Origin of the sequence: Micromonospora sp. KLBMP9576, assembly GCF_050941805.1 — a bacterium.
In the GTDB taxonomy this organism is placed as follows: Bacteria; Actinomycetota; Actinomycetes; order Mycobacteriales; family Micromonosporaceae; genus Micromonospora.
Window position 1 is genome coordinate 5084866 of record NZ_CP194567.1, and the last position, 14416, is coordinate 5099281.

14 protein-coding genes are annotated in these 14416 nt (G+C 73.8%); 1 reads left to right on the plus strand and 13 read right to left on the minus strand.

Annotated elements, in window-relative coordinates:
• Positions 1–76: 76 nt before the first annotated feature.
• Entirely contained in the window at positions 77–700 is a 624-nt protein-coding gene (locus ACQ452_RS22370) for a DsbA family protein (protein ID WP_433387057.1), read from the minus strand.
• 209 nt (positions 701–909) lie between these two features.
• Here ACQ452_RS22370 and pepN point away from each other — a divergent pair, with 209 nt between their 5' ends.
• On the plus strand, positions 910–3459 hold the full coding sequence (pepN, locus tag ACQ452_RS22375; protein ID WP_433394332.1) for an aminopeptidase N: 2550 nt from the start codon (positions 910–912) through the stop codon (positions 3457–3459).
• Between the two features lie 288 nt (positions 3460–3747).
• On the opposite strand, the gene ACQ452_RS22380 is transcribed toward pepN, so the two are convergent.
• Genes ACQ452_RS22380 through ACQ452_RS22435 form a run of 12 tightly spaced genes read right to left on the minus strand, consistent with a single transcriptional unit; the run spans position 3748 to position 14413 of the window.
• A complete protein-coding gene (locus tag ACQ452_RS22380) occupies positions 3748–4155 on the minus strand; it encodes a DUF5130 family protein (RefSeq protein ID WP_433387058.1) in 408 nt (135 codons plus the stop codon).
• Positions 4142–4453, minus strand: coding sequence for an aa3-type cytochrome oxidase subunit CtaJ (gene ctaJ, locus ACQ452_RS22385; RefSeq protein ID WP_433387059.1), 312 nt, complete (start codon positions 4451–4453; stop codon positions 4142–4144). Before ctaJ ends, ACQ452_RS22380 begins: the two co-directional genes overlap by 14 nt.
• A gap of 49 nt (positions 4454–4502) precedes the next feature.
• On the minus strand, positions 4503–5966 hold the full coding sequence (locus ACQ452_RS22390) for an amidase (protein WP_433387060.1): 1464 nt from the start codon (positions 5964–5966) through the stop codon (positions 4503–4505).
• 49 nt (positions 5967–6015) lie between these two features.
• Complete coding sequence (locus tag ACQ452_RS22395; RefSeq protein ID WP_433394333.1) at positions 6016–7053, minus strand: amidohydrolase family protein; 1038 nt, start codon at positions 7051–7053, stop codon at positions 6016–6018.
• A gap of 20 nt (positions 7054–7073) precedes the next feature.
• Positions 7074–7598 (minus strand): 3-hydroxyanthranilate 3,4-dioxygenase, encoded by a 525-nt coding sequence (locus ACQ452_RS22400; protein WP_433387061.1) that lies wholly within the window; start codon positions 7596–7598, stop codon positions 7074–7076.
• A complete protein-coding gene (locus ACQ452_RS22405) occupies positions 7595–8023 on the minus strand; it encodes a RidA family protein (protein WP_433387062.1) in 429 nt (142 codons plus the stop codon). The genes ACQ452_RS22400 and ACQ452_RS22405 overlap by 4 nt, the downstream gene beginning before the upstream one ends.
• Positions 8020–8793, minus strand: a complete 774-nt coding sequence (locus ACQ452_RS22410; RefSeq protein ID WP_433387064.1) for a 2-keto-4-pentenoate hydratase — start codon at positions 8791–8793, stop codon at positions 8020–8022. Before ACQ452_RS22410 ends, ACQ452_RS22405 begins: the two co-directional genes overlap by 4 nt.
• Positions 8790–9845, minus strand: coding sequence for a 4-hydroxy-2-oxovalerate aldolase (dmpG, locus tag ACQ452_RS22415; RefSeq protein ID WP_433387066.1), 1056 nt, complete (start codon positions 9843–9845; stop codon positions 8790–8792). The genes ACQ452_RS22410 and dmpG overlap by 4 nt, the downstream gene beginning before the upstream one ends.
• Positions 9842–10783, minus strand: a complete 942-nt coding sequence (locus tag ACQ452_RS22420; protein ID WP_433387067.1) for an acetaldehyde dehydrogenase (acetylating) — start codon at positions 10781–10783, stop codon at positions 9842–9844. Before ACQ452_RS22420 ends, dmpG begins: the two co-directional genes overlap by 4 nt.
• A complete protein-coding gene (locus ACQ452_RS22425) occupies positions 10780–11574 on the minus strand; it encodes a 2-keto-4-pentenoate hydratase (RefSeq protein ID WP_433387069.1) in 795 nt (264 codons plus the stop codon). The genes ACQ452_RS22420 and ACQ452_RS22425 overlap by 4 nt, the downstream gene beginning before the upstream one ends.
• Positions 11571–13052, minus strand: a complete 1482-nt coding sequence (locus tag ACQ452_RS22430) for a 2-hydroxymuconic semialdehyde dehydrogenase (protein ID WP_433394335.1) — start codon at positions 13050–13052, stop codon at positions 11571–11573. Before ACQ452_RS22430 ends, ACQ452_RS22425 begins: the two co-directional genes overlap by 4 nt.
• Positions 13053–13075: 23 nt before the next feature.
• The gene (locus tag ACQ452_RS22435; RefSeq protein WP_433387071.1) at positions 13076–14413 is read right to left on the minus strand and encodes an FAD-dependent oxidoreductase; all 1338 of its coding nucleotides are present in this window, start codon (positions 14411–14413) and stop codon (positions 13076–13078) included.
• Positions 14414–14416: the final 3 nt, after the last annotated feature.

Here is a 14416-nt window from a genome sequence, read left to right on the forward strand (position 1 = left end):
GGTTGGCCCGCCGCGTGTGCTCTCGCGCCACGGGGCGGGCCCGCCGGCGGGCGGGGAAGCAGGCAGCGGCCGGGACTCAGTCGAAGCTGGGGTCGAGGTCGCGGGAGCGCTTCAGCTCGTAGAAGCCCGGGGTGCCGGCGACCAGCAGGACGCCGTCCCAGAGCCGGCCGGCGGCCTCGCCCCTCGGCGCCGGGGTGACGACCGGGCCGAAGAAGGCGACCGTGCCGCCGTCCGGGCCGGGCGCGTGGATCACCGGGGTGCCGACGTCGGTGCCGACCGGCCGCATGCCGGCCTCGTGGCTGGCCCGCAGCGCCTCGTCGTACCCGGTGCTCGCGGCGGCGTCGGCGAGGGCCGGGTCGAGCCCGGCGTCGGTCAGCGCGGCCACGAACAGCTCCGGGCCGAACGTCTCCCGCCCGAGGTGGATCCGGGTGCCGAGCGAGGTGTAGAGCCTACGGACGGCGTCCTGGCCGTACCGCTGCTCCGCCGCGAGGCAGATCCGCACGGGGCCCCAGCCCGTGCGCATCAGCTCCTGGTACTGCTCGGGCAGCTCCCGGCCCTCGTTGAGCACCGACAGGCTCATCACGCGGAAGCGGATGTCCACGTCCCGGACCTGCTCGACCTCCAGCAGCCAGCGGGAGGTGATCCACGCCCACGGGCAGAGGGGGTCGAACCACATGTCTACGGCGGCGCGTTCGCTCACGGCGGTTCCCTTCACGACGGGGGTGCGCCGGTCTCCCGGCGCCTCGCCCGATCTTCACCCCGAAGGGCATCGACCGACAGGGGAATGAGAGCGTGACCTCGCCCACCACAGGGTGTTCGTGCATGGAAGACTCGAATCCGGCCGTCACGAGCGGCCGACGAGGCGCCCGCGGGCGTGCGGTGAAACGGATGGAGACGAAAGTGCCGGGAGTGCGCAACCTGACGCAGGTCGAGGCCACGGAGCGGGCTCGCCTGCTCGACGTGACCGGATACGACATCAGTCTGGACCTCTCGTCCGCGGTGCGGGCGGCCGAGGCTCGCACCTTCCACTGCCGCACGGAGGTCCGGTTCCGATGCGCGGAGCCGGGGGCCAGCACGTTCATCGAGTTGGCCGCCGAGTCCGTCCGGTCCGCGACGCTCAACGGCACCCCGGTCGACCTGGGCGACTGGTCGGCCGAGACGGGCCTGACCCTGTCGGGGCTGGACAGCGAGAACACCCTCGTCGTCGAGGCGGACTTCGCGTACTCGAACAGCGGGCAGGGCCTGCACCGCACCGTCGACCCGGTCGACGGCGAGACCTACCTCTACAGCCAGTTCGAGACGGCCGACGCCCAGCGGGCCTACGCCTGCTTCGACCAGCCGGACCTGAAGAGCGTCTACACCTGGCACGCCACCGTTCCGGAGCACTGGAAGGTGGTCTCGAACATGCCGGTGGACCGGGAGGAGCCGGCGGGCGAGGGGCTCAAGACGGTCCACCTCGCCACGTCGGTGCGGATGAGCACCTACATCACCGCCCTCTGCGCCGGGCCGTACCACGAGGTGCGCGACAGCCACGACGGCATCGACCTGGGCGCGTTCTGCCGGGCCTCGATGGCGCCGCACCTCGACTCGGACGACCTCTTCCTGGTCACCAAGCAGGGCTTCGACTTCTTCCACGAGCAGTTCGGGGTGCGGTACCCGCTGCCCAAGTACGACCAGCTCTGGGTGCCCGACTTCAACGCCGGCGCGATGGAGAACTTCGGCTGCGTGACGCACGCCGAGTCGCACTACATCTTCCGCTCGCAGGTCACCGACTACGAGTACGAGCAGCGGGCCAACACGATCCTGCACGAGCTGGCGCACATGTGGTTCGGTGACCTGGTCACCATGCGCTGGTGGAACGACCTGTGGCTCAACGAGTCGTTCGCCGAGTGGGCCAGCCACTGGTGCAACACCCACGCCACCCGCTTCACCGAGGCCTGGACGACGTTCCTGTCCATCCGCAAGAACTGGGGCTACCGGCAGGACCAGCTCTCCTCCACCCACCCGGTCTACTGCGAGATGCCGGACCTGGAGGCGGTCGAGGTCAACTTCGACGGCATCACGTACGCCAAGGGCGCGAGCGTGGTCAAGCAGCTCGTCGCGTACGTCGGCCTGGAGCCCTTCCTGGCCGGCCTGCGCGCCTACTTCGCCAAGCACGCGTGGGGCAACGCCACCTTCGACGACCTGCTCTCCGAGTTGGAGGCGGCCTCCGGCCGGGAGCTGCGCGACTTCGCCGCCCAGTGGCTGGAGACGGCGCAGGTGAACACCCTGCGACCGGTGCTGGAGATCGGCCCGGACGGCACCTACGAGCAGGTGGTGGTGCACCAGACGGCGCCCGAGGGGCACCCGACGCTGCGGACGCACCGGATCGGGGTGGGCCTCTACGACCTCACCGACGGCCGGCTGGTGCGCCGCGAGCGCCACGACGTCGACGTCAGCGGCGAGCGGACCGAGGTGCCCGCGCTGCGCGGCGTGCCCGCCGCCGACGTGCTGCTGCTCAACGACGACGACCTCACCTACGCGAAGCTGCGCCTCGACCTGCGGTCGCTGGCCACCGTGGTGCAGCACATCGCCGGTTTCGAGTCGTCGCTGGCCCGCGCGCTGTGCTGGACGGCCGCCTGGGACATGACCCGCGACGCCGAGCTGCCCGCCCGGGAGTATGTGACGCTGGTCCTGGCGGGGCTGCCCGCCGAGACCGACATCAACCTGGTCAACGCCACCCTGCGGCAGGCCACCACGGCGCTGACCTTCTACGCCGACCCGGCCTGGGCGCCGAGCGGCTGGGCGGAGCTGGCCCGCACCGCGCGCACCGCGCTCGCGGCGGCGGAGCCGGGCAGCGGCTTCCAGCTCACCTGGGCCCGCGCGTACGCCTCGGCGGCCCGCTCCGCCGAGGACCTGGCCGCCCTGCGCGGCTGGCTCGCCGGCGCCGACGTCCCGGCCGGGCTCGCCATCGACACCGAGCTGCGCTGGGCCGTGCTGGACTCGCTGGTCGCTAACGGCGCGGCCGGGGTGGCCGAGATCGAGGCCGAGCTGGCCGGGGACCGGACGGCCAGTGGCGAGCGGGAGGCCGCGTACGCGCACGCCCTGGTGCCGACGGCGGAGAACAAGGCCGCCGTCTGGGCCAGGCTGACCGGCCCGGAGGCCCTGCCGAACTGGCGTAACCGGGCGCTGTTGCAGGGCCTCACCCACCCGGCGCAGATCGAGCTGGTCGCGCCCTACCGGGAGAAGTACTTCGCCACGGTGGACCAGGTCTGGGGCAGCCGGGACAGCGAGCCGGCGCAGGAGTTCGCGCAGCTCGCGTACCCGGCGTACCTGGTGGACGACGACACGGTGGCGGCCACCGACGCGTGGCTGGCCGGCGACGGCCACCCGACGTCGCTGCGCCGGCTGGTGGCCGAGGGCCGCGACGGCGTCCTGCGCGCCCTGCGGGCCCGCGAGCGCGACGCCCGCAGCGCCTGACCTGCCGGTACGCGCGGTGGAGGCCGGGCGGGCAGTCGCCCGCCCGGCCTCGCCCCGTGACGGCACAGCGGGGAGATCCGGGCGCGCGGGGCCCCTGGAGGGGCCGGTTCCCACCACGATCTCCCCGGGTCGGTGGGCGCCGCGATGCCCGGCGGTGCCGGTCACCCTCGGGGGTTGGCCCAGGGCCGCGGGTACGCGGGAACGACGAAGCCCGGTCCGCATGGCGGACCGGGCTTCGGTGTCGCTGCGACCGGGCGCGCAGGCACACCCCGCACGCAGGTGCGGGGATCAGCCCTTGCCGGCGTGGCTGGCCAACTGGTCGAGGCCGTTGATGATGCCGCCGGCCAGGTCGCCGCCGCCGAAGGACGCCACCATGGAGAGCGCGGCCAACCGGACGTACGTGTCGGGGATGCGCTTGCGGGCGTGCCGCCCGGTGACGACCTCCAGCCGCCGCTGGTTGGGCGACACCGCGATCAGGACCGACCGGTCGGGGTCGGCGAGCTGGCGGTGCAGCCGCTCGGCGTGCTCCCGGATCGGCTCGTCGAGACCGCCGACGAACACCGAGAAGACCAGCCCGGTGCCCTGGTCGGCCAGGCGCAGGGCCTCGTCGATGCGCAGTAGCTGGCGGGTCGAGAACGGCCCGTCCAGCACCTCCGGCGGGGTCGGCGCCCCGGCCTGCTTCTCACCAACGGTCACTTGCGCCTCCGGTTCCACCGGCCGGCGCGTCGGCGCCGTGCCGCTCAAGCTCGTGGCTGGTCAGCGCCGGCGCCTGCGCGCCCGCTGCCAGGGCGGTGCCGGCCGAGTCGGCCAGCTGCTCCGGGCGGCGCAGGAACCAGACCGGAGTGAAGTCGAAGGACCGGCCCGGCCGGTAGCGCTTGCTGCCGCCACCGCCGTCACCACGGCTGCCCGCGTATGCCAGGCCGGCGATCACCAGCACCGCAGCCGCCGGGATGCCGACGAAGACCAGCAACGTCTCGGTTACAGACAATCCCAACGCCCCCAGGCGGAAGAAGAGACCTCAAGGATCCGGGTCGGGTGGACGATCATGGCGCCGACCGCCCGACACCGCTGCCATTCACGTTAGCGGAGCCCACGGCCCGCCAGATTGCGGGGTGGTGATCCCACCCGCCACTGCCGTGCTCCAGTTGCGCAGCGGTCGCGATCAGCCTCGCGTCCTCGCCGTACCGGCCGGTCAGCAGGGCCCCCACGGGCAGCCCGTCGGCGGTGACGCCCACCGGCAGCGACACGGACGGGTCGCCGGTGACGTTGAAGACGGCGCAGTACGGCGAGAACCGGCGTTGCCTGTCGAAATCGGCCGCCGGATCACCGCCCTCGGTGAACCAGCCCAGCGGCGCCTGCGGGGCGGCCAGGGTGGGACAGAGCAGCAGGTCGCAACCGGCGGTGCGGCGCACGCCGCGGCGTACCTGCGCCTGGAGTTCGCCGAGCGTGGCGCCGAGGGTGCCGGCGGAGATCTCCGCGCCCCGGGCCCGCAGGTGGCGGGTCAACGGCAGCAGCGCGCTCTCCCGCCCGGGCGGCACGGGCGTCAGCGCCAGCACGTACCAGACGATCTCGAACAGGGGCCAGACCTCCGGCCCGACGGGCGCGGGGACGTCGACCACCTCGTGGCCGGCGGCGGTGAGCAGCGCCGCCGCCCGGTCCACGGCGGCGAGACAGTCGGGGTGCACCGGCTCGTCGGCGAGCATCGGGGCGGTGAACCGCCCGACGCGCAGCCGGCCCGGGTCGGCCCCCCGGGCCGCGCCGAGCCAACCGCCGGCCGGCGGGGCGGGCGCCAGGTAGGGCTCGCCGGGCGCCGGGCGCGACAGCACGTCGAGCAGCGCCGCCACGTCGGCGACCGTGCGCCCGATCGGCCCGTTGGTCGGCAGGCCGTAGGCGCCGGAGCCGACCGGACCACCGGAGACCAGGCCCCGACTCGGCTTGTAGCCGACCAGGCCGCACAGTGACGCGGGGATGCGCAGCGAGCCGCCGCCGTCGGAGCCCTGGGCGAGCGGCACCAGCCCGGCCGCGACGGCCGCCGCCGCTCCCCCGCTGGAGCCGCCGGCGGTGTACGCGAGGTCCCACGGGTTGCGGGCCGGCGGCGCGACCAGCCCCTCCGAGTGGAGCGAACAGCCCAGCTCGGAGGTGGTGGTCTTGCCGAGGCTGACAAGCCCGGCCGCCGCCATGAACCGGACCACGTCGGCGTCCACCGGCGGCACGAAGTCGGCGAACGCCGCCGAGCCGAAGGTGGTGCGCACCCCGGCGGTGAGGGTGAGGTCCTTGATCGCGGTCGGTACGCCGTGCAGCGGGCCGCGCGCGTCGGCGGGGACGGCGTCGGCGGCGCGGGCCGCCGCGCGGGCCAGCTCGGGGGTGACCGTGACGAACGCGCCCACGGTGTCGGCGAGCGCGTCGACCCGGGCCAGGTGGTGCTCGACAAGCTCGACGCTGGACAGCTCGCCGCCGGCGATGGCGGCGGCCTGCTCCAGCGCGGTCAGGTCGTGCGGCTCGGCCATCCCCTCATCCTGCCGGTTCCGCCGGCGATCGCCACGGCGACACGAGTGATCACGCCAAGGTGCCGGTCCGGTCCCGGTCGATCGACGGCTTGCCGAGGAACCGCAGGGCGTTGGCGGAGAGGATCTCGTCGCGCTGCGCGTCGGTGAGGAAGTCGGCGTCGCGGACGACCGCGCCGACCGGCCGCTCCCCCAGGGGGTACGGGTAGTCGCTGCCGAGGAGCACCCGCTCGACGCCCATCGTGTCGACGAGCAACCGCAGCGCCGGCCCGGAGAAGACCACCGAGTCGACGCAGAACCGGTCGACGTACGAGCTGGGCGGGGCGGTGGAGGCACCGCGTACCAGGTCGCCCCGGCGGTGCCAGGCGTTGTCGGCCCGGCCCGCCCAGAACGGGAAGCTGCCGCCGCCGTGCGCGAAGCAGATCCGCAGCGTGTCGGGCACCCGGTCGAAGACGCCGCCGAGGATCAGCGCCAGCACCGACAGGTGCGTCTCGGCGGGCATCCCGGCGAGCCAGCGCGCCATCCACCGGTCCAGCCGGGGGCCGCCCGGCATGTCCCAGGGGTGCACGAAGACCGGGGCGCCGACCTCGGCGCAGTGCGTCAGGAACTCCACGATCCCGGCGTCGTCCAGGTCGCGGTCGCCGACGTGGTTGCCGATCTCCACCCCGGCGTGCCCGGCCGCGAGGCAGCGGTCCAGCTCGGCGCAGGCCGCCGCCGGATCCTGCAACGGCACCTGGCAGAACGGCACCAGCCGGTCGCCCCCGGCGGCGGTCACCTCCAGGGTCAGGTCGTTGAAGATCCGCGCCACCCTGACGGCCTGGTCGGCGGGGCGGTCGTAGCTGAAGAAGACGGGGGTGGGCGACACGACCTGCACGTCGACGCCGTCGGCGGCCATGTCGCCGAGCCGGGTGGCCGCGTCCCAGCACTCGGCGCCGACGGGGCGGAACTCCGTCTCCCCCACCATGATCATCGCGGCCCGCTCGGAGTCGATCCGCAGCCGGGGCCAGTCGGAGCCGCCGCACGCCGCCCCGAGCTCCGGCCACCCCTTCGGTACGACGTGCGTGTGCACGTCGACCACCGGCGGCCGCACCCACCCGGGCCCGGCGGGCATCAGCCCCTGCCCGGGTGCAGCGCGCCGCAGTCGGCGCAGGTACGCGCGGCCTCGTCGGCGTAGAACGCCGCGAAGACCGGCGGCAGGTCGGCGGCGATGTCGCGGACCTGCAACTCCACCTCGTGCACCTTGTGCCCGCACTCGGCGCAGTACCACTGGAACTTCTCCAGGGTGCCCTCCTCGCGGACCCGCTCCACCACCACCCCGATCGAGCCCGGCTCCGGACGCTGCGGCGAGTGCGGGGTGCCGCGCGGCAGCATCCACATCTGCCCCTCGCGCACGTGCACCGTACGCGGCCCCTGCGGGGTCATCAGGTTGACGTGCATGTTGCCCTTGACCTGGTAGAAGAACTCCTCGTACGGGTCGACGTGGAAGTCGGTGCGCGCGTTGGGCCCACCGACCACCATCACGATGAAGTCGTCTCCGCCCGGAAACATCTCCTTGTTGCCGACCGGCGGCTTGAGCAGGTGCTGGTTCTCCGCGATCCAACCGGGAAAGCTGAACGGCTCCGCGATCTCACTCACGACTGACCTCCTGACGGAAGAAGTGCCACGGCCTGGATCTCGACGAGCAGGTGCGGGTGCGGAAGCTGGTGCACCGCCACCGTGGTGCGGGTCGGGCCGGTCGCGTCGAAGAACTCGGCCCACACCTCGTTGTAGCCACCGAAGTCGTTCATGTTGACCAGGTAGCTGGTGACCTGTACCAGGTCGGACAGGTCGGCGCCGACCGAACGCAGCAGGTCCCGGACGTTGCCGATCACCGCGCGGGTCTGCGCCCGGATGTCGAGGTTCGTGGTGCCGAACCCGTCCACCTCGACCCCGGCGAAGGTGTTGTCCGGCCGCCGGGACGACGTGCCGGAGACGAAGACGAACCCGCCGGCGACCTTGACGTGCGGGAAGGCGCCCCGGGGGACGGCCTTGCCCGCGACGACCCGCGCCTGCCCGCTCACGCCGACGCCCGCAGCGAGGCCGTGCCGAGCTTCTCGACCACGGCGCGGACGTGGGCGCCGGGGCGCAGCGGCACGGCGGCGGTCGCGGCCCCGGCCAGGAAGACCCAGCCCTCGCGCAGCCGCACCCCGTGCCGGCCGGCCAGCCGGATGCCCTCGTCGAGGGCCCGCCGTGGGTCGCCGAGGATGGCGGCGGTGGAGCCGACCTGCGCCACCCGCCCGTCGATCTCCAGCAGCACGCCCAGGTTCTCCAGCCCGTCGGGCACCGGGCACCACGGCCCGATCACGAACGCCGCCGCCGAGGTGTTGTCGGCGATCACGTCGGGCAGGGAGAAGGTGAAGTTCGCGTACCGGGAGTCGATCAGTTCGATGGCGGGAGCGACAGCGCGCACCGCGTCGGTGAAGGCACCGACCGGCTCGCCGGGCCCGGGAAGCCGGTCCAGCAGGAACGCGACCTCCGGCTCGACGCGCGGGTGGATGAAGGCGGCCGGATCGACGCCGCCGCCGTCGGGCACCCGCATCACGTCGGTGAGCCGGCCCCAGATCACCTCGTCCACGCCGACCTGGGCCATCTTCGCCCTGCTGGTCAGGCCCATCTTCAGCCCCACCAGGCGCTCGCCCCGGTCGAGCCGGCGTTGCAGCAGCGCGGTCTGCACCGCGTACGCGGCGTCGACGTCGAGACCGGTCTCGGCGGCCAGCTGCCCGATCGCGGTGGCGGTGTCGGCCGCCACCTGAAGCCGCTCGGCGATCCCCGCGGTGTCCGGCCCGATCATGATTTCTCCTTGCCTGCGAGGTCCAGTGCGACGTCCACGATCATGTCCTCCTGGCCGCCGACCATGCGCCGCCGGCCGAGTTCGACCAGGATCGACCGGACGTCCACGCCGTAACGGTCGGCCGCCCGCTCGGCGTGCCGCAGGAAGCTCGAGTACACCCCGGCGTAGCCCAGCGACAGTGTCTCCCGGTCGACCCGCACCGGCCGGTCCTGCAACGGCCGGACGATGTCGTCGGCGGCGTCCATCAGCGCGAAGACGTCACAGCCGTGCCGCCAGCCGTGCAGCTCGGCGACCGCGACGAAGACCTCCAGCGGCGCGTTTCCGGCGCCGGCGCCCTGCCCGGCCAGCGACGCGTCCACCCGTACGGTGCGGCCCGCCGCCGAGCCGGGCGCCCCGTCGCCGAGGATCCGGCCGTGCTCGACCGCGACGACGCTGTTGGCGACGCCGAGGGACAGGTTGTGGTGGGCGTGGATGCCGATCTGCGTGGCCGGCTCCAGCACCTGCCGGTACGCGTCGACCCGCTGCGCCACGTCCGACATCAGCAGCCGGCCGCCCGAGTCCGTGACGTAGACGCAGTGCGCGCCGTACGACTCCATGAGCTTGGCCTGGGCGGCGAGCCCGGCCGGGTCGGACATGTGCGACATCATCAGGAAGCCGGCCACGTCCATGCCGTTCTCCCGCGCCCACGCGATGTGCTGGGCGGAGATGTCGGCCTCGGTGCAGTGGGTGGCGATCCGCACGCTGGTCACGCCGAGCGCCTTCGCCGCCCGCAGGTCGGCGATGGTGCCGATGCCCGGCAGCAGCAGGGTGGTCAGCTTCGCACTCGTCAGCACCTCGGCCGCCGCCGCGATCCACTCGGCGTCGCTGGCCGCGCCGTGGCCGTAGTTGACGCTGGAGCCGGCGAGCCCGTCGCCGTGCGCCACCTCGATCGCGGCCACCCCCGCCGCGTCGAGCGCGGCGGCGATCGCGCGCACCTGCCCGACGGTGTACCGGTGGGCGACGGCGTGCATGCCGTCGCGCAGCGTCACGTCCTGGATGTACAGGTCGGTCATGCGGGCACCTCCCCGACGGCCGCCGGCCGCAACGCGACCAGCCGCTCCGCGGTGCGCAGCGCGGCCGACGTCATGATGTCCAGGTTGCCCGCGTACGCCGGCAGGTAGTGCCCGGCGCCGGAGACCTCCAGGAACACCGACACCTGCAATCCCGTCAGGTGCCGCCCCAACGCCGGCACGTACGTGTCGACGCGGTCGAACTGCACGTCCTGCTTCAAGCGGTAGCCGGGCACGTACTCCCGCACCGACGCCACCATCCGCGCCACCGAGTCGGCGATCGCCGTGGCGTCGGCGTCGGCGTCTGGGCAGAGGCAGTAGACGGTGTCGCGCATCAGCAGCGGCGGGTCCGCCGGGTTGAGCACGATGATCGCCTTGCCCCGGCCGGCGCCGCCGACCACCTCGATGGCCCGGGCCGTGGTCTCGGTGAACTCGTCGATGTTCGCCCGCGTCCCCGGCCCCGCCGACCTCGACGCGATCGAGGCGACGATCTCGCCGTACGCCACCGGGGTCACCCGGCCGACGGCGGCGACGATCGGCACCGTGGCCTGCCCGCCGCAGGTCACCATGTTCACGTTCCGCTCGCCCAGGTGCTCGTCCAGGTTGACCGGCGGCACCACGTACGGGCCGAGGGCCGCCGGCGTCAGGTCGACCACCTGGCGACCGTGCGCGGCCAGCACCGCGTCGTTGTGCCGGTGCGCGCCCGCCGACGTGGCGTCGAACACCAGCTCGACGTCGGCGAACTCCGGCATCGCCACCAGGCCGTCGACGCCGTCGGCGGTGGTCGCCACGCCGAGGCGCCGGGCCCGCGCCAGGCCGTCCGAGTCGGGGTCGATGCCGGCCATCGCCACCATCCGCAGCGACTCCGACAGCCGCAACACCTTGATCATCAGGTCGGTACCGATGTTGCCCGACCCGATCACCGCCACGCCGACGGTCATGCGGACACCTCCGCGAAGCAGGTCCGGACCGACCCGAGCCCGGAGATCCGCGCCTCGTAGGCCGCCCCCGGCGTCACCGGCACCATCGGCCCGAGCGCACCGGAGAGCACCACGTCGCCCGCGCGCAGCGGGTCGCCGGAGCGCGCCATGGTCTGCGCCAACCACAGCAGCGCGTGCAGCGGATTGCCGAGGCAGGCCGCGCCGGCCCCGACCGACACCGGCTCACCGGCCCGTTCGAGGACCATCCCACAGAGCCGCAGGTCCACGTCGGCGAGCCGGCGCGGCACCGTGCCGAGCACGAACAGCCCGCTGGAGGCGTTGTCCGCGACCGTGTCCACGATGGAGATGTCCCACCCGGCGACCCGGGAGTCCACGATCTCGATCGCCGGCAGCACGTGGTCGACCGCCCGGGTCACGTCCGCGCCCGTGATCCGCTCGTCGGGCAGGTCGGCGCCGAGCACGAACGCGACCTCCGCCTCGACCCGGGGCTGCAGCAGCCGGTCCATCGCGACCTCGGCCCCGTCGGGCACCGCCATGTCGTCCAGCAGCACGCCGAAGTCCGGCTGGTAGACGCCGAAGCTCTCCTGCACCGCCCGGGAGGTCAGCCCGATCTTCGCGCCCACCCGCCGGTGGCCCCGCCGCAACCACTCGCGCACCTGGAGCTGCTGGACGAGGTACGCCGACGCGACGTCCCCCTCGGGCAGCAGCCGCCCGCGCAGCGGCGGGCAGGGCCCGCCCTTCTCCCGCGCGTCGACCAGTTCCCGGGCCGCCGCCTCGTAATCAACGCTCATGTCAGGTCCACGCAGACGTTTGTGAGTTCGGAATAGAAGTGGAGCGAGTGCACGCCGCCCTCGCGGCCGATGCCGGAGGCCTTCACCCCGCCGAACGGGGTGCGCAGGTCGCGCAGGAACCAGGTGTTGACCCAGACGATGCCGGCGTCGAGCCGGGTGCCGGCCCGGTGGGCCCGACCGACGTCACGGGTCCAGACCGTCGCGGCCAGGCCGTACCGGGTGCCGTTGGCCAGCGCGTACGCCTCGTCCTCGTCGTCGAACGGCGCGACGTGCACCACCGGCCCGAAGATCTCCTCGGTGTTGGTGCGCGCCCGCGGACCCAGCCCGGTCAGCACCGTCGGCAGCACGTACGCGCCGCCGTCGCGGGCGTCGCCGAAGCGGGGCGAGCCGCCCCCGGTGCGCACCTCGGCACCCTCGGTGCGGGCCAGCTCGTAGTGGCCGAGCACCTTGTCGCGGTGCTGGTGCGAGATCAGCGGCATGTTCACCGTGGCCTCGTCGGCCGGCCACCCGTACGGCAGCGCGGCGGCCCGCTGCGCGAGCCGGGCGGTGAACTCCTCGAACACGGGGCGCTGCACGTAGATCCGCTCCGTGCACAGGCACACCTGGCCGCCGTTGGTGAAGCTGGAACGCACCGAGCCGGCCACCGCCGCGTCCAGGTCGGCGTCGGCGAAGACGAGCCCGGCGTTCTTGCCGCCCAGCTCGAAGGAGACCGCCTTCACGCCCTCGGCGGCGGCCCGCATGATGGTGCCCCCGGTGGCCGACTCGCCGGTGAAGGTGATCGCGTCCACCCCGGGGTGCCGGGTCAGGAGCTCCCCCGCCGAGTCCGGGCCGAAGCCGTGCACCAGGTTGAACACGCCGTCGGGCACACCGGCGGCGGCCATCACCTCGGCCAGCAGGGTCGCCGACGCGGGCGTCTCCTCGCTGGGCTTCACGACCACCGCGTTGCCGCACGCCAGGGCCGGGGCGACCTTCCAGGTCAGCAGCAGCAGCGGCAGGTTCCACGGCACCACCACGGCGACCACGCCGACCGGTTTGCGCACCGCGTAGTTCAGCGCCCGCCCGCCGCCCGGGGTGACGGTGGTGAAGGACTCCGTCGGGGTGGTCGTCACCGTCTCCGCGAAGGCCCGGAAGTTCGCCGCGCCGCGCGGGATGTCCAGCGTCCGCGCCTGCGAGATCGACTTACCGGTGTCGGCCACCTCGGCGGTCACCAGGTCGTCGAAGCGGCGCTCCAGCTCGTCGGCGACCCGGCGCAGCACGTCGGCGCGGTCCCGCTCCCCCATCCGGCCCCACGGCCCGCGCAGCGCCGCCCGGGCGGCGGCGACCGCGTCGTCCACGCACGACCGGTCGGCCTCGACGACCTCGAAGACCGGCTCGCCGGTGACCGGGCTGCGCTTGACGAACCGCCGTCCCGCCTCGACGAACTCGCCGCCGACGAAGTTGCGCAGCAGGCCCGGCCCGTCGGGCGCCCGCCCGGCCATCAGCCGGGGATCCCAGATCGCGCTCATCGACGCCTCCCCCGGGTCAGCGCGCGGCCGACGGCGCCGGCCAGCAACACCGCCGCCCCGGCGGCCACCGCGCCGAGCACCCGGTGCTGCCGGCGCACCCGCCGGGCCACCTCCGCGTACGGGGTGGTCGAGAAGGACACCAGCTCGTAGCGGGAGACGTAGCGGCCCGGCAGCAGCCGCTCCAAGGCGTGCTCGACCTTGCGGCCGGCCTGGAACAGCGGCGAGGCGACCTTGTCCCGCATCTCCACGAAGTTGGTGAGCGCCATCCGCGCGATGGCCTCGGCGTTGGCCTGCCGGCGTCGCTGCAACAGCGGCAGCGCCCGCTTCCAGTCGTCGGCGCACTCGTCGAGGCAGCGGTCCAACTCGACCACGTCCTCGAAGGCGCAGTTCGCGCCCTGGCCGTAGAACGGGACGATGGCGTGCGCCGCGTCGCCGAGCAGCCCGACCCGCCCGTACGCCTGCCACGGCGTGCAGCGCACGGTGCCGAGCACACCCACCGGGTTGTGCTGGTAGTCGTCGACGAGGCCCGGGGCGAGCGGCGGCAGGTCCGGGTAGTGCTCGGCGAAGTGCCGCTCGACGGCCGCCGGGCTGCCCAGCGAGGCGAAGCTGGCGGTGCCGTGGGTGGGCCAGAAGAGCGTGCAGGTGAACGAGCGGTCCGGATTCGGCAACGCGATCATCATCGAGGTCCCGCGTGGCCAGATGTGCAGCGCCTGCGGATCGAGGGCGAAGTCCCCGTCGCGCGGCGGGATCGTCAGTTCCTTGTAGCCGTAGTCGAGGAAGTCGACGGTCTCGGTCAGCAGCCCGTACGCCAGTAGCTGTCCGCGTACCGCCGAGCCGGCGCCGTCGGTGCCGAGGACGACCGGCGCGGTGGCCGCGACCGTGCCCGACGGGGTCTCGAAGGTCATCGCGCCGCTGGCCGGGTCGAGCCCGACGAGCCGGTGGTCGAAGGCGACCCGCACCCCGGGCAGGGCGGTGGCCGCGTCGAGCAGGGCGTTGTTCAGCGCGCCCCGGCTGATCGAGTTGATCGCCCGGTCGCCGGCGGCGCTGTAGGACTGGAACCGCGCCTCGCCCTCGACGGGGTGGACCATCCGGCCGCGCATCGGCAGCCCGTCGGCCAGCACCTGCTCGTCCAGGCCGATGCGGCGCAGCGCGTCCAGGCCCCGCTCGGAGAGCGCCAGGTTGATGGAGCGCCCCCGCTCCACTGTGCCGGTACGCGGGTCGGGCCGCCGCTCGTAGAGCGCCACCGGGTAGCCGCGCCGGGCCAGGAAGCAGGCCAGCAGGCAGCCGGCCAGACCGGCCCCCACCACCGCGATCTCGTCCCGCTCGTCGGGCACCGG